At 64.5% G+C, this 21,972-nt stretch carries 15 protein-coding genes and 2 pseudogenes; 10 read left to right on the forward strand and 7 right to left on the reverse strand.

Annotation, left to right across the window (positions count from 1 at the left end):
• The 3 genes and pseudogenes from IVB32_RS17990 to IVB32_RS18000 form a co-directional block, all read right to left on the reverse strand.
• Positions 1 to 270 (reverse strand): annotated as a pseudogene (locus IVB32_RS17990) (peptide ABC transporter permease); the annotation flags it as partial.
• 2 nt (positions 271 to 272) lie between these two features.
• A complete protein-coding gene (locus tag IVB32_RS17995; RefSeq protein ID WP_204512119.1) occupies positions 273 to 1,223 on the reverse strand; it encodes an ABC transporter permease in 951 nt (316 codons plus the stop codon).
• A gap of 27 nt (positions 1,224 to 1,250) precedes the next feature.
• Entirely contained in the window at positions 1,251 to 2,942 is a 1,692-nt protein-coding gene (locus tag IVB32_RS18000) for a peptide ABC transporter substrate-binding protein (protein WP_085351879.1), read from the reverse strand.
• A 216-nt stretch (positions 2,943 to 3,158) separates the two neighbouring features.
• Here IVB32_RS18000 and IVB32_RS18005 point away from each other — a divergent pair, with 216 nt between their 5' ends.
• Positions 3,159 to 3,791 carry a cupin domain-containing protein gene (locus IVB32_RS18005; RefSeq protein WP_018454100.1) on the forward strand — a complete coding sequence of 211 codons (633 nt, stop codon included), beginning with the start codon at positions 3,159 to 3,161 and terminating at the stop codon, positions 3,789 to 3,791.
• Positions 3,792 to 3,933: 142 nt separating this feature from the next.
• Complete coding sequence (locus IVB32_RS18010; RefSeq protein ID WP_247294990.1) at positions 3,934 to 5,793, forward strand: ATP-binding protein; 1,860 nt, start codon at positions 3,934 to 3,936, stop codon at positions 5,791 to 5,793.
• A 176-nt stretch (positions 5,794 to 5,969) separates the two neighbouring features.
• Here the strand turns inward: IVB32_RS18010 and IVB32_RS18015 are convergent, their stop codons facing one another.
• The gene (locus IVB32_RS18015; protein ID WP_018454098.1) at positions 5,970 to 6,989 is read right to left on the reverse strand and encodes an AraC family transcriptional regulator; all 1,020 of its coding nucleotides are present in this window, start codon (positions 6,987 to 6,989) and stop codon (positions 5,970 to 5,972) included.
• A 187-nt stretch (positions 6,990 to 7,176) separates the two neighbouring features.
• On the opposite strand from IVB32_RS18015, the gene IVB32_RS18020 reads away from it, so the two are divergent.
• From IVB32_RS18020 to IVB32_RS18040, 5 genes and pseudogenes are all read left to right on the forward strand, one after another.
• Entirely contained in the window at positions 7,177 to 7,626 is a 450-nt protein-coding gene (locus IVB32_RS18020; RefSeq protein ID WP_018454097.1) for a cupin domain-containing protein, read from the forward strand.
• 106 nt (positions 7,627 to 7,732) lie between these two features.
• On the forward strand, positions 7,733 to 9,223 hold the full coding sequence (locus IVB32_RS18025) for an NAD(P)/FAD-dependent oxidoreductase (RefSeq protein WP_085351881.1): 1,491 nt from the start codon (positions 7,733 to 7,735) through the stop codon (positions 9,221 to 9,223).
• 102 nt (positions 9,224 to 9,325) lie between these two features.
• Entirely contained in the window at positions 9,326 to 10,399 is a 1,074-nt protein-coding gene (locus tag IVB32_RS18030) for a hypothetical protein (protein WP_247370178.1), read from the forward strand.
• A 199-nt stretch (positions 10,400 to 10,598) separates the two neighbouring features.
• Positions 10,599 to 11,096, forward strand: coding sequence for a hypothetical protein (locus IVB32_RS18035; RefSeq protein ID WP_231190411.1), 498 nt, complete (start codon positions 10,599 to 10,601; stop codon positions 11,094 to 11,096).
• Positions 11,097 to 11,120: 24 nt separating this feature from the next.
• Positions 11,121 to 11,729, forward strand: a pseudogene (locus tag IVB32_RS18040) (YncE family protein); the annotation flags it as partial.
• 36 nt (positions 11,730 to 11,765) lie between these two features.
• Here IVB32_RS18040 and IVB32_RS18045 read toward each other — a convergent pair.
• A complete protein-coding gene (locus tag IVB32_RS18045) occupies positions 11,766 to 12,560 on the reverse strand; it encodes an ABC transporter substrate-binding protein (protein ID WP_247294993.1) in 795 nt (264 codons plus the stop codon).
• A gap of 255 nt (positions 12,561 to 12,815) precedes the next feature.
• Between IVB32_RS18045 and IVB32_RS18050 the strand changes: the two genes are divergently transcribed.
• The gene (locus tag IVB32_RS18050) at positions 12,816 to 14,009 is read left to right on the forward strand and encodes an efflux RND transporter periplasmic adaptor subunit (protein ID WP_247294996.1); all 1,194 of its coding nucleotides are present in this window, start codon (positions 12,816 to 12,818) and stop codon (positions 14,007 to 14,009) included.
• 15 nt (positions 14,010 to 14,024) lie between these two features.
• Positions 14,025 to 17,183 carry a multidrug efflux RND transporter permease subunit gene (locus IVB32_RS18055; protein ID WP_247294998.1) on the forward strand — a complete coding sequence of 1,053 codons (3,159 nt, stop codon included), beginning with the start codon at positions 14,025 to 14,027 and terminating at the stop codon, positions 17,181 to 17,183.
• Here IVB32_RS18055 and IVB32_RS18060 read toward each other — a convergent pair.
• Both IVB32_RS18060 and IVB32_RS18065 read right to left on the reverse strand, forming a co-directional pair.
• Complete coding sequence (locus IVB32_RS18060) at positions 17,180 to 19,447, reverse strand: cation:proton antiporter (RefSeq protein WP_247295001.1); 2,268 nt, start codon at positions 19,445 to 19,447, stop codon at positions 17,180 to 17,182. The two genes, IVB32_RS18055 and IVB32_RS18060, sit on opposite strands and share 4 nt — an antisense overlap.
• Positions 19,448 to 19,879: 432 nt before the next feature.
• On the reverse strand, positions 19,880 to 21,052 hold the full coding sequence (locus IVB32_RS18065) for an MFS transporter (RefSeq protein WP_018454089.1): 1,173 nt from the start codon (positions 21,050 to 21,052) through the stop codon (positions 19,880 to 19,882).
• Positions 21,053 to 21,111: 59 nt separating this feature from the next.
• On the opposite strand from IVB32_RS18065, the gene IVB32_RS18070 reads away from it, so the two are divergent.
• A complete protein-coding gene (locus tag IVB32_RS18070) occupies positions 21,112 to 21,963 on the forward strand; it encodes a helix-turn-helix transcriptional regulator (protein WP_026232669.1) in 852 nt (283 codons plus the stop codon).
• Positions 21,964 to 21,972: the final 9 nt, after the last annotated feature.

Below are 21,972 nucleotides of genomic sequence, written 5' to 3' on the forward strand. Positions count from 1 at the left end.
GACGCGCGCGCCCATCATCAGCCGCGCCAGCACGTCGCGGCCGAGTTCGTCGGTGCCGAGGATGTGCGCGCCCGACAGCGGCGGTGCGAACCGCTTCATGATATCGATGTAGGTGTCGTCGAACGGCAGGAGGTACGGGCCGAATGCCGAACCGAGAACAAGGACGAGAATGATCACCGCGCCTGCAAGTGCAAGCCGGTGCCGACGAAATCGCCGCCACGCGGCCTGGCCGGGTGCGGGTTGAGCGCTGGACAAGTCTACGGTCGTCATCCCTAGCCCACCCGGATGCGCGGATCGACGACCGCATAGAGGATGTCGGCCAGCAGCGACCCGATCAGCACCATGATCGCCGAGAACATCAGAATGCCCATCACCACGGGATAGTCGCGATATCCGATGGAATCGAGGAACAGCCGGCCCATGCCGGGCCAGGTGAACACGGTTTCAGCGACCAGCGCACCACCGAGCAGCGTCGGAAACTGAAGGCCGCCCATCGTGATCATCGGCAGCAGCGCGTTACGCAAGGCGTGAACCGTAAGGATTCGCCATTCCGGCATGCCCTTGGCGCGCGCGGTGCGAATGTAGTCCTGGTTGATGACTTCGAGCATCGAGGAGCGCATGAAGCGGCCCCACATCGCGGTCTCCACCAGCGCCAGCACCAGCGCCGGCGCAATGAGATGATGGAGCAGATCGAGCAGGGAGCCATCGCCGACGGTCTGCCGGTTGCCGGCCGGCAGCCAGCCGAGCTTCACCGAGAACACATAGATGGTGACGAGGCCGAACCAGAAGGTCGGGATCGACAATGCGATCATGGCGCCGACGGTTGCGAGCGAATCGAACAGCGAATAGCGGCGCAGCGCACCGAGCACGCCAATCCAGCAGCCGAGCAGCACCGCGATGATGGTCGCAGTCGCCATCAGTTCCAGCGTGGCGCCGAGATGCGACGAGATCACCGCCAGCACCGCCTCGCCGTCACGATACGAGCGGCCCCAATCGCCCCTCAGCATCCGGCCGAACCAATCGAGATACTGGATCGGCAGCGAACGATCGAGGCCGAGTTGCCGCGTGACGCGGTCGAGATCCTCCTGCGTCATCTGCGCGGACGCCGCGAATTGCGAGAGCGGACCGCCGGGCGCCAGATGCAGGATGGCGAAGCCGATCGCGGACACGATCACCAGCAGCATGATCGCCTGCGCCAGGCGATTGGCGACGTAACGGGCCATCTCAGGCGATCTCGCGCGCCTGAACCATCAGGCCCAATACCATTCGCGAATGTTCCAGCAGTTGATCGACATGTTGATGTTGGGACGGAAGCCTTGCAGCCCTTCCTTCACACCTTCGGCGATGAAGCCCTGGAACAGCGGCAGGATCGCGAGGTCGTCGCGGATGAGCTTTTGCAGAGCGCCATAGGTCGTCTTGCGCTGCGCCAGATCGAACTGCTTGGCACCTTCGGCGAGAAGCCGATCCGCCTCCGGGTTGCGATACTGATAGGTGTTGTAGCCGCGGCCACCTTTGGCAGGAATGGCGCCGGAGCCGAAGCGGGGCGTCACGTCGGGGTCGCTGCCGAGCATGAAATTCACTCCCACGATCACCGAATTGAATTTCGATTGCTGCCAGAAGTCGCCCCAGATCACGGCGGCCGGCATGTTGTTGACGCGCATCGCGGCACCGATCGCGCGCCAGTCCTGGATCAGCAGCTGCTGGGTCTGCTCACGCACCGCATTGCCCGACGTCGTTGAATTGGTGAATTCGAGCTTGACGCCGCCTTTCTCGCGCACGCCGCCGGCGCCGCGGACCCAACCGGCCGCATCGAGCAGCGTGTTGGCCTTGGCCGGATCGTATTTGTGCTGCGGCAGTCCCTGCTGGAACGACCAGGCCTGTTGCGGCACGAAGCTTTCGGTCTGCGTCGGCAAGCCGTAGTTCAGCGCGTCGATGATCGCCTGCTTGTTGATCGCGAGATACAGCGCCTCGCGCACCGTGCGGTCCGCCAACGCGCCGAACTCCAGATTGGGCGCGATGTGCTCCACCGACGACGTGGATGAGACGAAGATCTTGCGGCCCTTCAGCGTCTTCGCTTCCTGCACGAAGTTCGGCAGAATGCCTTGCAGGCCGGTGTAATCGACCTGGCCGGTGCGGAACTGGGTGTAGAGCACGGTCAGGTCTGGAATGTATTTGAACACCACGCGCTCAACGTAGGGTCCCTTGGCGTGATAGCCGGTATGGGCATTCAACTGAATGTGGTCGCCCGGCACGCGCTCGCCCCAGCGGAACGGTCCGGTGCCGACAGGCGCATTGTGGAACGGCGAGGCGTTCGGATCGGTCACCTTCTCCAGGATGTGCTTGGGCACGATGAAGGTCAGCGATCCCAGGATCGACATATAGGGCGAATAGGGAGCTTCCATGCGCCAGTGAATCTCGTCGGGCGCGACGATCTTGATGTCCTTGACGAGACTATGGCCGACGCGGCTGCGCGCGCGAAAATCGGGGTTGTTGATCAGCTCAAGCGAGAACTTCACGTCCTCGGCCGTGAACGGCGTGCCGTCGTGCCATTTCACGTCGCTGCGGAGCTTGATCTTCCAGGTCAGGCCGTCGGCCGAGAGGCCGCCATTCTCGACCGTCGGGACTTCGCGGGCGAGGTCGGGAACGAACTTGCCGTCGGGATCGATGAACCAGAGCGGCGAGAACACCTGCCACCAGATGCCCTGATCGACTTCGATGCCCGGCATCAGGGGATGAAAGACCGTCGGCTCCTGCGACAGCGCCGCGATCACCTGTCCGCGCGGCTTGTCCGGCGGATTGGTCGGGCGTTCTGTCTGCGCAAATGCGTTGCCCGATAGCGTCCATCCCGCCGCGGCGCCGGCCCCGAGCTGAAAGATCTGACGGCGATTCGGATTGCCGAGATGCAGTGCCCCAACGCCGAACTTCCCGGTGTCGTCCGCCATGACCACTCTCCGTTGTCGCACGCGGCACCGTCTCCCGGGCCCCGAGACCCCGGCAAAGGGACAGGAATGGGCTTTAGTGCTTCTAAATTTTCTATCAAAAGTTCATCACGACTAAATACAGCTGTCAATCATATTGCTAGGATGCGCGACCTTTTCACTCCGACTGAAGCTCCGGAACGTCATTGTCCGGGCTGAGATGATGCATGGGAGAGCGACATGGATGGTCGCGGCGAGATCAACGATCCGAAGGATGCCCCGCCGACCGAAGCCGACGATGCCGTCGACCAGCGCCTCGGCGAGACCGTGCGGCTGCTGCGGCAGCGCGCGGGCCTGTCGATCCAGGACGTCGCCAAGAAGACCGGCCTCTCCAACGGCATGATCAGCCAGCTCGAACGCGCGCGCGCCATGCCGTCGATACGCACGCTGCGCCTGCTCAGCATCGCGCTCGACGTTCCCATCTCCTATTTCTTCGAGACCACCGATCCCGCCGACGTGCAGCGCTATATCGTGCGCAAGAACGGCCGGCGCCTGCTGCGGCTCACCGCCAGCGGCGTCGTCAAGGAAGCGCTGACGCCGGCAGACAAAGGCCAGCTCGAATTCTACGAGCTCACGCTCAATCCCGGCGCCTCGTCCGGCACCGACTTCCTGCAGCACACCGGCGAGAAGGCGGGCTACATCCTCTCAGGCAGCCTGCGGCTGTGGCTCGACAACCAGGCCCATCTGCTCGACGCCGGCGACAGCTTTCGCTTTCCGAGCATCGTGCCGCACATGTTCGACAACCCGACCCAGCAGACGGCCCGCGTGATCTGGGTGACGACGCTGCGCCAGACCGATTCGCCGGCAGGTTGAAAGCGCCGCCAGCCCGGCACCACCGCAAATTGCCCCTCGACGCTGCCGCGCGGAATCTGTAGCTCACATCTGTAGCTCACGTGGAGCCGGTCATTGACAGGGCGGACACGAGGGTCTGCCACTGACGCGTTGGTGTGAGACCATGAAACTCAGGCGGCTTCTGACACTCGCGATGGCCGCGCAGGTCATCGTGACCGCGGCGGCTCTCCTCGTCTCCTATGCCGCGACCGGAACCGGGTTCGGCATTGCCCAGATCGTCGCCATGCTCGCAAGCGGCGCCATTGCGGTCCTGCTCGCTCGTCTGTGCACGCGCGCGATCGAAACGGCGCAGGAAAAACGGGCCGCCGCGCTACTGACCGAGCAGGCGCGGGCCAGCGCACAGATGACGCAAGCGGTCATCAAGACCGCGCTCGATGCCTTCGTTCAGACCGACCAGAACGGCATCGTGCTGGAATGGAGCCTTCAGGCCGAGGCCCTGACGGGATGGACGCACAAGGAGGCGCTCGGCACGGACGTCGTCAATCTCCTCATCGCCGAGCCGCTGCGCGACGGCTTCAGGCAACGCATGATGCGGCTGCTGCCGGAATTGTCGGATACGCCGATCGGCATCCGGTTCGAAGCGACCCTGCTGCACCGGGACGGCGACGAGATCCTGATCGAGGCCTCCAGCACGGCGCTCCACATCGGGGGGCGCACCCTCATCAACAATTTCGTCAAGGATGTCACCCAGAAGCGCGCCGCCGAGGAGCAGCTGATCCAGGCCCAGAAGATGGAGGCGATCGGTCAGCTCACCGGCGGCATTGCGCACGAATTCAACAACATGCTCACCGTGATCACGGGCACGATCGAGATCCTCGCCGACGCCGTGAAGGATAATCCGCCGCTCGCGACCATCACCAAGCTGATCAGCGACGCCGCCGATCGCGGCGCCGCGCTGACGTCGAGCCTGTTGTCCTTTGCCCGCAAGCAGGCGCTCAAGCCGGCCGAGAGCGACATCAACGAGCTGCTCGAAGAGCTCGCAAAGCTGCTGCTGGCAACCTTCGACAAGAAGATCGAGATCGTGACCCGGCTCGACGGCAACATTTGGCTCGCCCTCGTCGATCGCGGCCAATTGAGCTCGGCGCTTCTCAACCTCGCGATCAACGCCCGCGACGCGATGCTGGACGGCGGCAGACTGACGTTGACGACGCGCAACGTCGTGTTCGGCGTCCGCGAGGCCGTGGCGGTCGGGGCCGGCTATGCCGGCGACTATGTCGAGATCGAGATAGGCGATACCGGCACTGGCATTCCGCCGGCCATTCTGGAGCGGATCTTCGATCCCTTCTTCTCGACCAAGGACATCGGGAAGGGCACCGGGCTCGGGCTCAGCATGGTGTTCGGATTCATCAAGCAGTCCGGTGGCGGAATCAAGGTCGCTTCCGAAGAAGGACGCGGCACGACTTTCACGATCTATCTGCCGAAGGCGGAGGCGAGCACGCTTCGCCCCACCGGCTATGACGAGCGCAAGGTCGTGGGCGGGACGGAAACCATTCTTTGTGTCGAGGACGACCGCGACGTCCGCCAGTACGTCACGGTTCAGCTCGAAAGCCTCGGCTACAAGGTCATCTCGGCCGCCAATGCAGCCGAGGCACTGGCCATCGCGGCCGAAGGCACGCCCTTCGACCTGCTTTTCACCGACATCGTGATGGCCGGCAGCTTGAACGGACGAGAGCTCGCCGACGAGATGGTGGCATCGCGCCCCTCGCTGCGGGTGCTCTTCACGTCGGGCTATGCCTACGACGCCCCGCATGCGCAGGGGCGCGCCACCAAGGGCGCACCGCTTCTGACAAAGCCCTACCGCAAGGCCGAGCTCGCGCGCATGCTGCGCCGCTCTCTCGACACCGCTGTCGACGACGCGGGCGATCCGATCCCGACGCCCTATTCCGTGCAGGCCGATCTCGAAGGCTTTCTGCGCAGGCAGGCGGCTGAACGCGATGGCGCGACAAGGTCGCGGAAGACCTAGGCCATCCGCTGCGAATTCCAACGCGGGTGGCATGGTTGAATGGTCAATCAACGACAAGCTAAAAGACTGCGACGATCAGTATTGCTGGGGCGATGTTACTCAGGCGACGACGTTCAAATGATGCCGCGTCTTCGCGCCGCGCGCTCCCCAACCGACATCGGGAAGCCGCCGGCGCATCAGCTCATCTTCCGCCGCAGCGTCGCTGACGGCGTCTCGCCGAATTTTTCGCGATAGGCGCCGGCCATGCGGCCGAGATGGGTGAAGCCGAGATCGAAGGCGATCTCGGTGATCGAAGTGTCCAGCTCGGCTTGCGTGAGCCGGGTGTGGAGATTGGCGAGGCGCATGTCGAGCAGCATCTGCGAGATCGACACGCCGAAATGACGGCGGAAACCGAGCTGTAGCGCGCGGATGCCGATCCCGGACTCACAGGCGAGGTGCGCAACGTCGAGCGGCTCGCAGGCATTCGCCGCGAGGCAGTCCCGCGCAGTGTGCAGCGCGCGCGGCAGACGCTCGCCCTGGCCCGAGAACGTTCTGATCGCGTCGGACAGGCCGTGCCGCTGGCCGTCGAGGAGGTAATGAAGCAGCGCCTCGCGCCAGCCCGCGGTCGCGACCGGTGAAAGCCTGCCGGACGGTCCGAGACCTTCGGCGAGCATCATCAGCTCGACGAGCTTCGCCGCGAGGCCGCGCGCGGCCGGCACGTTCAGGTCGAGCGTAGGGTCGAACTCGACCGCGCCGGTCGCCCTGCCCGACAATGCCGCTGCGCGCTGCTCGACCATGCGGCGGTCGAGCAGCAGGATCGCTTGCGCCGACTCGGTCCAGATCATCCGGGTCGGGATGGTCGGCGACAACAGCGACGCCGTCCGTTCCGGCGCTGTGTCGAGTTCGCGGGTACCTGCGCGGATACGGGCCGTGCCGGCGAGCGGGATCTGCACCAGGAAGAAGCGGTCGAGGCAGCCGGGATCGATGGTGACGGATCCGCCATAGGCGACATAGTTGATGGAAAAGCCGTCGAAGGCGGCACAATTGTGCCTGGCCGAGAAGCCCGACCTCCGCATCGGCGTCAGATCATGCGGGCAGAAGATGCGCCCGACCTGCTCGGCCGCCTCGTCGGCGTCGTCGGTGGTGACGCGGGCGAAAGCCGCGAGCCTTTCGGCCGCGGATCGAGGCGTGCTCATTTCCAGCTCGGCTGCGGACATCGCCGACCACGCTTGGCATCACGGAATATTTTAAACCTATAATAGTTCCCCGTCCCCGGAAAGAGCCCTGTCGCAAAAACGTCGTGCCGCACGGCACAGGACGTGTCCGGATTCGTTTAGCGGATAGACAGCAGCCCGCGCCTGACCGAAGCTCCACCCTCGTCGGGATCCACGATGGAGGCGAGCCATGACTGCACTCGAGAAGGGCATTACCGCGAACGGCACGGGCTATGGCGGCAAGACCTGGAATATTCTGGGCCAGGTCTATTTTCCCAAGGCCGTCACCGATTCCACCTTTGCCTTCGAGACCAACAGCGAGCCGGGCCAGTTCGTGCCAGTGCACATCCATCCGACCCAGGACGAATTCATCCTGGTGCAGGAGGGCACGCTCGACCTCAAGCTCGACGGCAAATGGGTCAAGGCCAACGCCGGCGATCTCGTGCGCCTGCCGCGCGGCATCCCGCACGGCTATTTCAACAAGTCCGACAAGCCGGCCCGCGCGCTGTTCTGGGTCTCGCCGATGCAGAAGCTGGAGGCGCTGTTCAACCAGCTCCACAATCTGGCCGACCCCGCCGAGGTCGTGCGCATCTCGGCCCTGCACGAGGTCGACTTCCTGCCGCCTGAAGCCAACGACTAGGCGGCCGCCCCACTCCCATTTCTGTTTCGTCGCAGGTCCAGCGGCGGCGCAGCGCGGCCGAACGCGGCCTGCTGTGCCCAGAACATTCGAGCTCGCGAGCAATCCCATGGTCAACCCAAAGCATGTCTGCGTGATCGGCGCCGGCGTCTCCGGCCTTGCCGCCGCAAAGGCGTTCTCGACCCGCGGTCACCGGGTCACCATCATTGAACGCAGCGCCGATCTCGGCGGCGTCTGGGAGCCGGCGCGCTCCTATCCGGAGGTGCAGACCCAGAGCCCGAAGGAGCTCTACCGCTACACCGACCGCGCCATGCCCGAAGCCTATCCGGAATGGCCGACCGGATCGCAAGTCCACGCCTACCTCGCCGACTACGCACGAATTTTTGGCCTCGACCGTATGCTGCGTTTCAACACCAGCGTGTCGGGCATGGCGCGACGCGCCGACGGCAGACCAGGCTGGACGCTCGCGCTCTCGGACAAGAGCGGCGCCAGCACAGCTGAGGATTTCGACTTCGTCGCGGTCTGCACCGGACAGTTCAACGAGCCGCGGGAGCTGCACTGCCCAGGCGAAGACGGCTTTCTAGCACAGGGCGGGCAGATCCTGCATTCATCGAAATACAACGATCCTCAAGTGGTGAAAGGACGGCGCGTCGTCGTGCTCGGCGGATCGAAATCGGCAACCGACATCGCGGTGAACGCCGTGAAAGCGGGCGCGCGTGAGGTGACGATCGTGATGCGCGAGCCGGTCTGGCGCATTCCTTATTTCATCGGCGGTCTCGTGAACTTCAAGCGCATCCTCTACATCCGTGCGCAGGAGGAGATGTTTCCGGGCTGGGGCATCGGCGCGATGTCGCGCCTTGCGCATCGCATCGCAGCACCGTTCGTCTGGGCAAACTGGCGCGGGCTGGAAAGCCTGTTGAAGGCGCAGCTCAAGCTGAAGCAATGCAACATGGTGCCGAAGGAGCGGATCGAGGACGGAGTCAACTGCTCGGTGCCGATCGCAACACCCGGCTTCCATCCGATGGTAGCCGACGGCCGCATCAAGGCCGTGTTCGGCAGCTTCGATCATTACGACGGTGACACCATCGTGATGAGCGGCGGCGAGCGCGTGGCGGCCGATGTCGCGGTGCTCGCGATCGGCTACAAGCTCGGCGTGCCATTCCTGCCCGCCGCGTACCAGGCAAAACTGGTCGATGCGGATGGGCAGTACCGGCTCTATCGCCTGATCGCCAATCCCGACCTGCCGGAGCTCGGTTTCGTCGGTTTCAACTCCTCGTTCTGCACCGTGCTCTGCGCCGACCTCGCCGCCAACTGGCTGGTCCGTTACGCCGACGGACAGCTCGCACGCCAGCCGACCGCGCAACAGATGCGCGACAACATCGAGATGATGCTGCACTTCAAGCGGGTCGAACGGCCGGCTGCGGGCGTCTATGGCGGCCTCTGCGTCGCGCCCTATCACTACCGTCACTTCGACGAGCTGATGGCCGACATCGGCGCCAAGGAGCAGAAGCGCGGCGGGCTCGCGGGCCACTTCCGGCCGCCGGACGCGGACGCCTATGCGCGGTTTCTCGCCTCCGCGCCGGATTACCAAGCGGCGTGAGGCCGCGAATTCGGGCCGAGTGGGATTTGCCGCTCGCCAGCCCTCGCCTCCGATGCTTACGATCCCCTTGGCCATCGAATCGACAGGCCCAGGGAACCGGCCATGAGAGCACGACATCGCGCCGCCGCAGTCATAACGGCGCTTGGGCTGATCCTTGCGACCTTCGTCCCGAGCCTGGCGCAAACGCTCACGGCCAGGCAATCGGAGGCGGTTGCGACCTACGAGCGTGCGCTCGGCGATTTCAAAGCGATTCTCTCCGAGCGGCGCCGCCAGATCGACGCCAAACAGCCGCTGCCGAACCTGCCGGGCCAGGCGCTCTATCTGGCACGCGTCGCCGTGATCAGTGCTTACAAGGATCTCACCGACGTCATGCCGTCGCGGACCGGCAGGCCCAACAAGTTCGAGATCCCGCCGGCCTATTTCGATGCCGAAATCGAACCGCTGGTGGACGAATACTCAAAGCTGTTCGAGATCATGGAAGCGCCGCCGGCCGGCGCGCAGAACTCGGCGACACCGTTCAAGGACGTGGTGGATCTCGCGGTCGCGATCGCACGCGCCAAGGGGTTGGCGCCTGACCACGCCGAAGCCGCGGGCCGGATCAGTCTGGGGCTGTTCTTCGCCGAGACCAACGGCAAGCAGAACGTCCGCAACGGGCGCTCGAACACCTATATGGGCAGCTTCCAGACCGGCCCGTCCGAGGACCGCAACGGCCATAGGAAATGGGACGCCATCAAGGGCGAGATCGCGGCCGCCGATCCCGGGTTGAGCGCGCGCGACGACAAGGAGGAGGCGCGGGCCCGCGGCACCGATCATCGCTTCAATCACTGGACCAACGTGCGCGACGGCCTGATGAACGCGCATGCGGATATTTTCCGGGAGATCCCAGGAATCGTGAAGACGCTGCCCGACCCGATCGACCAAATGAAGCTGTTCGAGCTGATCCAGATCGTTCCCACGCCGACGCGGGCGGCGCTCAGGTCCGGCGATCTCCTGAACTACAGGGTGTCCAGTCCGACGATCATGAAGCACCTGCGCAACAACAGCATCTTCGCATTCGGACAGGCCGACCGGGCGCGCACCTCGGCAAGCTTCCGGGAAATCCTTGGCGCGATGTGGCTGTTCAAGCGGAAGTTCGAGAAGGCGATGGCGAAATACGCGGAGATCAAGCCACGCTGAGGGGCCTCGCCGCGTGGCACGCGACTGAGAGGCTAGCTCCCGCCTTGTAGCCGTCCGTCGGCGTCTTCAAAGGCAAACGCTCGCCACCTGGTCATTGCGTCCTGCGCCCGGTGCATTTAGCTTCTCCGGACAAGAACAAATCTCGGGGGGACATATGACAGCCGCTCTTCGCAAGCGCACGCGCCGTGCCGCATGTGCTTTGATCTCAACATCCCTGGCGGGCCTCGCCAATTTCGCCGCGCACGCCGAGATCGTCGTCACGGCCAATGACGGCAAGATGGTGCTCGAGAACGGCAGCGCCCTGGTGCGCAAGCAACCACTGCCGGACACGGTGAGCGTCATCGACTTCACCGACGGTGCCTTGAAACTTCTAGGCGAGGTGCCCGCCCCGGCCAGCGTCGTCGGACCGCCGCCGAGCGTGGCAATTGCGCCGGATGGCGCGTTCGCCCTCGTTACCGGCGCGATGAAGCTCGATCCCGCGGATCCGACCAAGACGGTGCCCGACGACAAGCTTTCGGTCATCGACCTGAAATCCACGCCGCCCAAAGTACTGGCGACCTTGCAAGCCGGCGCGGGCGCTGCCGGCGTTTCGATCAACCGCGCGGGCACGCTGGCGCTGGTTGCGAACCGCAGCGAAGGAACGGTCTCGGTCTTCACCATCAGCGGGGGCACGCTTGCGCCCGTCGGCAAGATCTAGCTCGGCGACGCCAAATCAGGCCCCAGCCACGCGGTCTTTTCCCATGACGGCGCGACCGCGCTGGTCACGCGCGACGGAGACAGCAAGATCTCGCTTCTGACTGTGGACGGGAGCAAGGTCGAGTACGCCAAGCGCGATCTCTCCGCGGGCATCCGCCCCTACGACATCGATGTCACCGGCAGCGCCGCCGCCATCGTCGGCAATGTCGGCGCCAGCAGCGGCGACAACGACTCGATCAGCCTGATCGACATGACGGCGAAACCGATCCGCGTCGTCACGACAGTCACCGTCGGGCAGACGCCGGAAGCCGTGAAGATGTCCCCGGACGGCAACTACGTGGCCGTGACCGTCATGAACGGTTCGAACAAGCCGTCGGCGTCGCCGTTCTTCAACGATTTCGGCCTGCTCAAGGTCTACAAGATTTCGGGCACTGACCTTACGCCGGTGACGGAAGCGAAGATCGGCCATTGGTGCCAGGGCATGGTGTGGTCCAAGGAGTCCAAATATGTCGTGGCCCAGTGCATGGTCGAAAACGAGCTGATCGCCTTCTCGTTCGATGGCAAGGCGCTGAACAAGACATCCACGCTCAAGATGCAAGTGAGCCCCGCGGGCATCCGCACCGCGGAGCCGTAGGGCCGGAGCGCGGCGCAGTCATCCTGCGCCGCCGTCCTATTCGGTGCGGATCGGCGCGTCCTTCAGGCCATTGCTGTCGTAGGCCTTGCGCAAGGTGCCATTCGTCACCGCCTCGTTCATGAATTTGGTGACGAAGGTCAGCGCTTGGGGGTGGCCGAGCGGTACAGCGACCGCCGTGACGGTCTTCTTGAAGGTCTCGTCGAGCACGCGCGTGCCCGGGATCTTCTGCGCCATCTTGTTGAGCTGGTCGCGCGACAGCGCAAACGCATCGATCTGGCCGCTGCTGAGGAGGCCGAAGATCTCGTCATAGGTCTGATAGCCCGTGACCTTCGCATTCTTCAGATGCGCGGCCGCGCCGCGCATCGTGGTCGTGGCGTTCACGGCCGCGACCTTGATGCCCCCCTGATCGAGCGTGGCGAAATTGGTGACGTTCGAGCCTGATTTGACGATGTAGGTGGCGTCCGCGACCTCGTAGATCGGGCCGAACATCATCCTGCTCTCGCGCTCAGGATCTTTGGGCAACCAGGTGACGTCCCAGTTGCCGTTCGATGCCGCGTCAGTGATCTGCCCTGAATTCTGGTACACGACATATTCAACGGGCACGCCGAGTTGCCCGGCCATCTCCCTGCCGAGATCGACCGGCACGCCGGCATAGCCGTCTCCGGTCTTGGTGGACCAGAACGCGCCGCCAGCCAGGCTGATCGCAATCGCGACCCGCAGCTTGCCGGTCGGTGCGATCTCGTCCTTAAGTCCATCGCCTAGCGCGGGCATGACGACCGCCGCTGCGAGAATGAGGCCGGCAAGGACCGACTTAAGGACCGACGTGGGCATGTCATGATCTCCCGACCTTTTCTTCTTGTATTCTTCTCTTGTTCGTCCCGACCGCTTCGCGCGCCGTCGCTCGGCCTGTGACATAGTTCTGGTCGATCGGGTGCGCGATAAAAAGCGGTTTGTGATGGCAAAACTGCCAAAGGCCACAGCGCGGTCCGCAGCGCAAGGCCGACGACTGCCATGGCTATGGTGTTCCACGTCCGGGCATTTGTTGGTAGCCTCCCGCCTCGATAGACAGCAACCGGGGGCCACCGAATGACCTGCGCGAATCCCGCATCTCCCGCACGGCGCAACGAAGCGTGGAGACATGTCGGGCAGGCACTGGCCGCCGCGATGGCCGTGGCCGCGCTCGCCGGCTGCGAGGACAAGAACAGTTTCGTCGCTCCGCCGCCGCCCAAGGTGGACGTCGCCGCGCCGGTGCAGCGCCCGGTGACGCGGTATGTCGAGGCCACCGGCAACACCGCGCCGTTCAAGAATGTCGATCTCGTCGCGCGCGTGCAGGGATTCCTGCAATCGATCGACTACCAGGACGGCGCCTTCGTCAAGCAGGGCACCCAGCTGTTCACGATCGAGCCCGAGACCTACAAGCTCAAGCTCGACCAGGCGCGGGCGGCCGAGGCCGGCGCGCAGGCCTCAGTCCGGCAGGCGGAAGCCGACTACAAACGGCAGGCTGAGCTGGTGCAGCGCCAGGCCGTCTCGCAGGCCACGCTCGACACCTCGACATCGACGCGCGATAACGCGCAGGCCAATCTCCAGCAGGCCGAGGCCAACACCAAGCTCGCCCAGGTCAACTACGGCTACACCAACGTGACCGCGCCTTTCGACGGCATCGTCAGCGCTCACATGGTCTCGGTCGGCGAACTCGTCGGCGTCTCCTCTCCAACTCAACTCGCGTCCATCGTCGCGATGGACCCGATCTATGTGAATTTCACCGTCAACGAGCAGGACGTGCTGCGCATCCGTGCCGAGGCCGCCCGCCGCGGGCTCACCGCCGCAGACATGAAGCAATTTCCGATTCAAGTCGGTTTGCAGACCGAGGCCGGTTATCCGCATGAGGGCAAGCTTGACTATGTCGCCCCGACCCTCACCCAGTCGACGGGCACGCTCGCAGTGCGGGGCCTTGTCCCCAACGACAAGCGGGTGCTGCTGCCCGGCTATTTCGTCCGCGTTCGCGTGCCCTTCACTCAGGAGAAGGACGCCCTGCTCGTGCCCGACACCGCGCTCGGCAGCGATCAGGGCGGCCGCTATCTCCTCGTCGTCAATGGCGACAACGTTGTCGAGCAGCGCAAGGTGCAGATCGGTCCCGTGGACAACGGTTTGCGCGTGATCGAAAGCGGCTTGAAGCCGGATGATCGCGTGGTGATCGCAGGGCTGCTGCGGGTGATTCCGGGCCAGAAGATCGAGCCGCAGGTGACGAAGATCGAGCAGCCGCAGGCGTCTGCCAAGTAAGTAGGAGCGCCTGCCATGATCTCAAAGTTCTTCATCGAGCGGCCGGTCCTCTCGAACGTCATCGCGCTGCTGATGATCCTGATCGGCGGCGTCGCGCTGTTCAACCTCGCGATCGCGCAATATCCCGACGTGGTGCCGCCGACAGTGCAGGTCACCACACGCTATCCCGGCGCCAGCGCCAAGACCGTGATCGACACAGTTGCCTTGCCGATCGAACAACAGGTCAACGGCGTCGAGGACATGCTCTACATGCAGTCCTACAGCGGCTCCGACGGCACCTATACGCTGACCGTGACCTTCAAGATCGGCACCGACCTGAACTTCGCGCAAGTGCTGGTGCAGAACCGCGTCTCCAGCGCGCTGTCGCAATTGCCCCAGTCGGTGCAGAACCAGGGCGTCACCGTACAGAAGCGGTCGACGTCGATCCTGCTGTTCGTGACGCTGACCTCGCCCGACAAGACGTTCGACAGCCTTTATTTGAGCAACTACGCCACCATCAACCTCCGCGACGAACTCTCGCGCCTGCCCGGCGTCGGCAACGTCACCGTGTTCGGCGCCGGCCAGTATTCGATGCGGGTGTGGCTCGATCCGAACAAGCTGCAGGTCCGGGGCCTGGTGCCGCAGGACGTCATCCAGGCGATCCAGCAGCAGAGCCAGCAGGTCTCCGCCGGCCAGGTCGGCGCACCGCCGACGCCGCCGGGTCAGGCGTTCCAGTACACCCTCAACGTCAACGGCAGGCTCGACGATACCACCGAGTTCGAGAACATCATTGTCAAATCAGGCACCAGCGGCGACGTCACGCGGGTGCGCGACGTCGGCTGGGTCGAATTGGGCGCGCAGACCTACAGCCAGATCTTCTCGCTCAACAAGCAGCCTGCCACCGGCATCGGCGTGTTCCAGTCACCCGGCGCCAACGCACTCCAGGTCGAGCAGGCTGTCGAGAAGAAGATGGCGCAGCTCGCCAAGGCCTTCCCGCAGGGCATGAAGTACGACACGCCGTTCGACACCACCAAATTCGTGCAGGCCTCGGTGCACGAGGTCTACATGACGCTGATCGAGGCCGGCCTGCTGGTGCTGGTCGTGATCCTGGTGTTCCTGCAGGACTGGCGCGCGATGCTGGTGCCGGCGACCACTGTGCCGGTGACCATCATCGGCGCCTTCGCCGCCATGGCCGCGCTCGGCTTCACCATCAACATGTCGACGCTGTTCGCGATCGTGCTAGCGATCGGCATCGTCGTCGACGATGCCATCGTCGTGGTGGAAGGCGCGGCCCACAACATCGAGCAGGGCATGAACGGCCATGACGCCGCGATCAAGGCGATGGACCAGCTGTTCGCGCCGATCGTCGGCATCACGCTGGTGTTGATCTCGGTGTTTTTGCCAGCGTCGTTCCTCGCCGGGCTCACCGGCCGCATCTATTCGCAATTTGCGCTGGTGATCGCGGCGACCGCGCTTCTGTCCGCCATCAACGCGGCGACGCTGAAGCCGACGCAATGCGCTCTCTGGCTGCGGCCGACGGTGCCGCCGGAGCAGCGCAACTTCTTCTATCGCGGCTTCAACGCGGTCTACAACCGCGTCGAGCGCGGCTACATCCGACTGATCGGCGTGCTGTGCAGGAACAGCACGATCTCGGTCGCGATCGCGCTGGTGCTGATCGGGATCGGCGGCTACGGGCTGTCCCGGGTACCGACCGGCTTCCTGCCGATCGAGGACCAGGGCTACCTGATCGCCGCCGTGCAACTGCCTGACGGTGCCGCGCTGGAACGGACCCAGAAGGTGCTCGACAGAGCGAGCGAGCTGATCAAGGACACGCCCGGAGTCCAGCAAGTCATCACCATCGCCGGCATCTCCGCGCTGGACAACAGCGCCAGCCTTGCCAATGCCGGCGTCGCCTACATTATCCTGAAAGATTGGGACGCGCGCAAAGGACCGGGCGAGGATCTGCGCTCACTGGTCTACGGGCTGAACGACAAGCTCGCGGCCATCATGGAAGCGCGCACGCTGGTGCTGCCGCCGCCGCCGATCCAGGGCATCGGCAACGCGGCCGGCTTCTCGATGCAGGTCGAGCTGCGCGACGGCAACAGCGATTTCGCCAAGCTCCAGGCCATCACGGGCGCGATGGTCAGCAATGGCCAGAGCCAGAGCGCGCTGCAGCGCGTCCAATCCTCGTTCCGCTCCTCGGTGCCGCAATTCAACGTCGAGATCGACCGCATCAAGACCCAGACGCTGCACGTGACGACGGACCAGGTGTTCGCGGCGCTCTCGACCTATCTCGGCTCGTCCTATGTCAACCAGTTCAACAAGTTCGGCCGCGTGTTCCAGGTCTACACCCAGGCCGATCCCGCCTTCCGCGTCACCGAGCGCGACATCGCCAACATGATGGTGCGCAACTCGAACGGCGACATGATCCCGATCGGCACGGTTGCCACGATCACGCCCGCCACCGGCCCGTCGCTGATCAGCCTCTACAATCTCTATCCATCGTCGACCGTGATCGGCCTGCCGGCGCAGGGCTACTCCTCTGGCCAGTCGCTGAAGCTGATGGAGGAGATCGCGGACAAGACGCTGCCGCCGGGCACCGGCTTCGAATGGACCGCGATGTCCTATCAGGAGAAGGCCGTCTCCAACCAGATCTACTGGGTGTTCGGGCTCGCCATGCTGCTGGTCTATCTCGTGCTCGCCGGCCAGTACGAGAGCTGGTACGCGCCGATCTCGGTAATCCTGGCGGTGCCGCTGTCGTTGCTCGGCCCCATGCTGATCCTCAACGCACTGAAGATCGACAACAACCTCTATTGCCAGATCGGCCTGATCCTGCTGATCGCGCTGTCGGCCAAGAACGCCATCCTGATCGTCGAGGTCGGGCTCGAGCTGCACGGCCGCGATGGCAAGCCGGTGCTGGAATCCGCGGTCGAAGCTGCGCGCGCCCGCTTCCGCCCGATCCTGATGACGTCGTTCGCCTTCATCCTCGGCGTGGTGCCGCTGGTGATCGCGACCGGCGCCGGTGCCAGCGCGCGCAAGTCGATCGGCATCACGGTGTTCTCGGGCATGCTGGCCTCGACCTGCCTCGCGGTGCTGTTCGTGCCGGCGTTCTTCGTGGTGGTGCAGCGCTTCGAGAACTGGCGTGCGTCGAAGAAAACGCCGAAGGCGGTGGCAGTGGCCGAAGTGAAATCCTAGGCTTTCTCCGTGGACGTCGGCCGCGCCTCCCCGCTCGAGACCAGGAGCACCGACACCTTCGCTTGCCTGAGCACGGCGTCGGCGACGCCGCCGAAGGAGAGATGATCGGCCTGGATGCGATCGACCCCCATCACCACGAGATCGACGGCGGTGGTCTCGATCTCGCGCAGGATCGCCGCTTCAGGCGCCCGGTTCGCGCGCAAGGTCGTGGTGATGTCGACCTCGTAACGGGCGGCGAGATCGCTGGCGTCCTTCAGGATGCCGGCCTCCTGGTTCAGACCACGCGAGGCGCCGCGCTGCGCGCCCTTGTCGCGCGTCGTCGCGACATAGATCACCCGGAGCGAGCCTGATCCCGCCTGCGCCAGCGCGACCGCGACCTCGGCGCCGCGCTTGGAGACGCCGCTGCCGGAGACCGGAACGAGGATGTTGAGCGCCTCGGGCGTCGGCTGCTTCAGGTGCTTGCCCTTGGCCGCCACGACCGCGAGCGGTCCCTCGAACTTCGCTGCGATGTCCTCGATCCTCCGATCGAAGCGATCCTTGGCGGCAGCAACCTTGTCGACGCCGATGACCAGAAGATCGAAGCCCTTGCGCGCTTCGTCGGCGATGGACTCGCCGAGCTCCGCACGCCTTGCCCGGGTGACGACGTCGACGCTGCCGACATCGCCATCGCCATGGGCCGATACGATCTCGGCGGCCTTCTTCACCACGGTTTCCGCGCTTTCCTCTTCATCGCGGCCCTTCTCCTGATCCTTGGCGCGCTTGCCGATGTGCAGCACGGTGATTGGCAAGCCGCGCATGCCGGCGATCAGGCCGGCGATGTGGGCAGCGAAGGTGGCGTTCACGCTCTCGTCCACGGCGAGCAAGGGGCGTTCGAGATTGCCGACGAAGCCGCGCTTCTCGAATTCTTCCCGCTCCAGGCGCTCTTGCTCGTCCTTGTTCATCGGCAGCTTTGCCAGCGCGGCGCGCAGCATCGGCGGCATCGCCATCGTGGTCACGATCGCCATGGTCACAATCATCGTGAACAGGTTCTGGCTGAGCACGCCGATCGAAAGACCGATGGTGGCGATGATCACCTCGGTCGAGCCGCGCGCGTTCATCCCGCTTGCGAGGGCCAGCGACTCCCTTGTGTTCAGCCCGCCCACGGTTCCGCCGACGAAGGCGCCGCCGAACTTGCCGACGCTGGCGATCACGACCAGCAGGCCGGTGAGCATCAGCAGATGGGGATCGCGCAGCACCGTGAGGTCGGCGCTCAGGCCGGCCAAACCGAAGAACACCGGCATGAAGAAGCTCGAGATCAGCCCGCGCAGCCGCTCGTCGATCTGCCGCGTCAGGATCGGGGACTCCCCGACCAGAATGCCGGCGACGAAGGCACCGAGCACGGTGTGGACGCCGATCAGATGCGTGACCAGCGCCATCGCGCACATCAGCAGCAGGATCACCGTGATGACCGGGGCGGTGCTGACGAGATTGTCGTTGGCCCATCGAATGAGCTGGAACACGATGCGGCGGCCGATGGTGAAGCTAATCGCGAGGAAGGCCAGCGTGCCCAGCACAGCTTTCGCCACCGAGGCGATATCCAGCGCGCCGTGCGAAGCGAGGCTGAAGATGACGGCGATGATGATCCAGCCGATGGTGTCGTCGATGACGGCGGTGGCGACGATGATCTGGCCGACATTGCGGCGCATGAAGTTCATCTCGCGCACAACCACCGCGACGATCTTCACCGAGGAGATTGACAGCGCCGTGCCCATGAACAGCGACGCAACCAGGCGGGCTTGCGGATTCGGCAACAGCGCATCTGGCAGGAATTCGCCGAGCGCAAAACCGCAGGCAAAGGGCACGAGGATGCCGGCAATCGAGATCGCGATCGCGGCCTTGCCGACCTTCCTGACCAGCTTGAGGTCGGTCTCCATGCCGGTCAGCAGCAACAGCAGCAGGATGCCGAACTGCGCGATGCCGTCGATCATCGCTTTCTGCTCGGGCGTTTTGGGGAAGATTGCCTGCTGTGCGTCAGGCCAGACCCAACCGAACAGCGAGGGACCGAGCAGGATGCCGGCGAGCAATTCGCCGATCACCGAGGGCTGGCCGAGGCGCTGCATGATCTCGCCGAGACCGCGGCCGACCGCGATCAACAGCACGATCTGGGCCACCAGCAGGAATTCCGAGGGACCGGCCGATTTGCCGCCCTCGGCGCTGGCCGCAACGGTGGTGAGGACAAGCGCCGCGGGGACAAGGCCGACCGGTCGGAGCAGGCTCCACTGCATGCAGGAATTTTACCCCTTCATCTGCCCCGGCGAGGTGCCGGGATGACGGGGATAGAACCCGCGGCAGGCAACAGGAGTTCCTTGACTTCGCGGCGGGTAAGGGGCCTCAACAAAAAAACGCGAAAACAACCCCATGCACAGTAGAGATGAGGTTGAAAAGACTGGAGAAAATTTCGTCTTTGCCGAAATCTAATTTCGCTTTGCCGAAAATGCTTGCCCCGTCGGGCAAAACACTGGCATGATGGCATCATCGGCAGACTACGCGAGCCGCCGCCACTCCCACGTCATTGCGGGCGCGGCGACTTGACAGCCGAACCTTTAGCGAAGGCGGAAGCAATCCAGAATCCGTCCGCCGAAAGATTCTGGATTGCTTCGTCGCTACGCTCCTCGCAATGACGGGATTGAAACGGGCGCGCGCCTCACGCCGATCCCTCACACCGCCTGCGGTGTCCTGATCTCGCGCGGGAGAATGATCGCGGCTGCGATCGCGAGCAGGCAGAGTGCGGCGAAGGCATGCAGCATGGTGACGAAGCCGCCCTGCTCGTAGAGCCAGGCGACCAGGCCGACCGAGGCGCCGGCCGCGGTGAAGCCGATGAAATAGCGCACGGCATAGGCGCGCGAGCGCCATTCCTCGCTGGTGTATTTGCCGACCATGGCGTCGTTGACCGTGACCTGTCCGAACGCGCCCATGACGATGCCGATCGAGACCAGGATCAGCGGCAGATTGGACAGGCTCGCGGCGAGATACAGGAACGGCGCCAGCATGAAGGACAGCGGCAGCGCCACTGTCTTCAGCGAATAGCGGTCGAGCAGCCGGCCGATCGTATACTGCGTCATCGCGCCGAACACGTAGACGCAGGCCGCGATGACGCCGAGCAGCGCCGGGCTTTTGGTGAGATCGGCAAGCCGCTCCGCGAACAGCTTTGGCAGCGCCACGGTGACGGCGTTGAACGTCGTGGAGATCGCGATCACCACGATCAGCAGCGACAGGATCACGCGCCACATGTCCTGCTTGGCGACCCGCGCCTGCGCTGCCGCCTGCTTCGAGCCCTTGCGGTCCTCGTGAACGACCATCGTCGCGAACGCGATGCCGATCAGGATGGTGACGATGCCGGGGACGATGAAGGCGAAGCGCCAGCCGAGATACTGGCCGATCACGCCGGTGACCAGCGCCGACGAAGCGACGCCGAGATTGCCCCAGACGCCGTTGATGCCCATCTCGCGGCCGAGCCTGTCAGCGTAGGAGACGATCATGGCAGTGCCGACGGGATGATAGATCGAGGCAAAAATGCCGATCGCGAACAGCGCCGCGCCGAGTTGGGCCGGGGTCTGCACGAAGCCAACCGAGATCATGGAGGCGCCGATGCCGACGAAGAAGATCAGCATCATGTGGCGACGGCTCCAGCGGTCGCCGAGCCAGCCGGTGAGCAGCGAGCCCGCGCCGAAGGCGACGAAGCCCGGCGTCGCGTAAGGCAGGAGTTCCGAATAGGCCATGCCGAGCGCCGGTCCCATGATGATCACCGCGGCGGCGAAAATCAGCATCGCGTAATGGTCGATGAAATGGCCCGCGTTGACGAAACTGATCACCCGGCTGGGGCTGTTCATGGGAATCCTCTCCTGCTCCGAAATGAGTTATATGTCTTGGGCATGACGGGATGCTGCCAATGACTGTCGTCGAGACGCCAATCCTCCGGGCGGTCCGGAGCAATCATCGCTCGCCCGCGGGCGTGCATCTGGTCGCACGCGACTATCCCAAGGGCATGCGGATCGATCCGCATATGCACCGCGAGGCACAGCTGATCTATGCCGCCAGGGGCACCATGCAGGTGACGACGCCCGGAGGGCGCTGGCTGGTGCCGCCGGACCGCGCGGTCTGGGTCCCCGCCGGGCTCCAGCACGCCATCGATCTGCTCGCCGACATCGAGATGCGGACGCTGTATTTCGACTTGGCCTGGCTGAAGCGCGCGCAGCGCCATGAGGGACTGACCAAGGAATTCGTGGTGCGGGTGTCGCCGCTGCTGAACCAGGCGATCCTCGCGCTGTTCGACGCGCAAAATACCGAGGAGCGGACCGATCTGCTGGTTCGGCTAGTGATGCTGGAACTGGTCCGGGCCGAGGATTCCGCGACCTTCGTGCCGCTGCCACACGAGCCGCGCTGCCGGCGCGCGGCCATGATCGTGCTCGACGATCCCACCGGCCTGCACGACATCGACGCGCTGGCGCGCGAGGTCGGAACCTCCGCGCGCACACTGTCGCGGCTGTTTTCGACAGAGACGCAGCTGAGCTTCAAGAGCTGGTGCCAGCGTGCGAGGATTGCGGCGGCGATCCAGCGGCTGTCCACCGATGCCAATGTGTCCGTGAAGCAGCTCGCGACCCAGCTCGGCTATGCCAGCGTACCGGCGTTTTCGGCCGCGTTCCGTCAGGTGACGGGACGGACGCCGACGGAGTTTGCCACACACTCGGTGTCATCGCCCGGCTTGACCGGGCGATCCAGTACTCCGAGACGGCGCGGCTAGAAGCGAAAA

It is taken from the genome of Bradyrhizobium sp. 23 (genome assembly GCF_023073295.1).
Taxonomy (GTDB): Bacteria; Pseudomonadota; Alphaproteobacteria; order Rhizobiales; family Xanthobacteraceae; genus Bradyrhizobium; species Bradyrhizobium canariense_D.

What these genes read in the sequence shown, in the direction of transcription:
- IVB32_RS17995 (WP_204512119.1), bottom strand. Translation starts at nt 1,223, where the DNA reads ATGGCCCGTTACGTCGCCAATCGCCTGGCGCAGGCGATCATGCTGCTG.
- IVB32_RS18000 (WP_085351879.1), bottom strand. Translation starts at nt 2,942, where the DNA reads ATGGCGGACGACACCGGGAAGTTCGGCGTTGGGGCACTGCATCTCGGC.
- IVB32_RS18005 (WP_018454100.1), top strand. Translation starts at nt 3,159, where the DNA reads ATGGATGGTCGCGGCGAGATCAACGATCCGAAGGATGCCCCGCCGACC.
- IVB32_RS18010 (WP_247294990.1), top strand. Translation starts at nt 3,934, where the DNA reads ATGAAACTCAGGCGGCTTCTGACACTCGCGATGGCCGCGCAGGTCATC.
- IVB32_RS18015 (WP_018454098.1), bottom strand. Translation starts at nt 6,989, where the DNA reads ATGTCCGCAGCCGAGCTGGAAATGAGCACGCCTCGATCCGCGGCCGAA.
- IVB32_RS18020 (WP_018454097.1), top strand. Translation starts at nt 7,177, where the DNA reads ATGACTGCACTCGAGAAGGGCATTACCGCGAACGGCACGGGCTATGGC.
- IVB32_RS18025 (WP_085351881.1), top strand. Translation starts at nt 7,733, where the DNA reads ATGGTCAACCCAAAGCATGTCTGCGTGATCGGCGCCGGCGTCTCCGGC.
- IVB32_RS18030 (WP_247370178.1), top strand. Translation starts at nt 9,326, where the DNA reads ATGAGAGCACGACATCGCGCCGCCGCAGTCATAACGGCGCTTGGGCTG.
- IVB32_RS18045 (WP_247294993.1), bottom strand. Translation starts at nt 12,560, where the DNA reads ATGCCCACGTCGGTCCTTAAGTCGGTCCTTGCCGGCCTCATTCTCGCA.
- IVB32_RS18050 (WP_247294996.1), top strand. Translation starts at nt 12,816, where the DNA reads ATGACCTGCGCGAATCCCGCATCTCCCGCACGGCGCAACGAAGCGTGG.
- IVB32_RS18055 (WP_247294998.1), top strand. Translation starts at nt 14,025, where the DNA reads ATGATCTCAAAGTTCTTCATCGAGCGGCCGGTCCTCTCGAACGTCATC.
- IVB32_RS18060 (WP_247295001.1), bottom strand. Translation starts at nt 19,447, where the DNA reads ATGCAGTGGAGCCTGCTCCGACCGGTCGGCCTTGTCCCCGCGGCGCTT.
- IVB32_RS18065 (WP_018454089.1), bottom strand. Translation starts at nt 21,052, where the DNA reads ATGAACAGCCCCAGCCGGGTGATCAGTTTCGTCAACGCGGGCCATTTC.
- IVB32_RS18070 (WP_026232669.1), top strand. Translation starts at nt 21,112, where the DNA reads ATGACTGTCGTCGAGACGCCAATCCTCCGGGCGGTCCGGAGCAATCAT.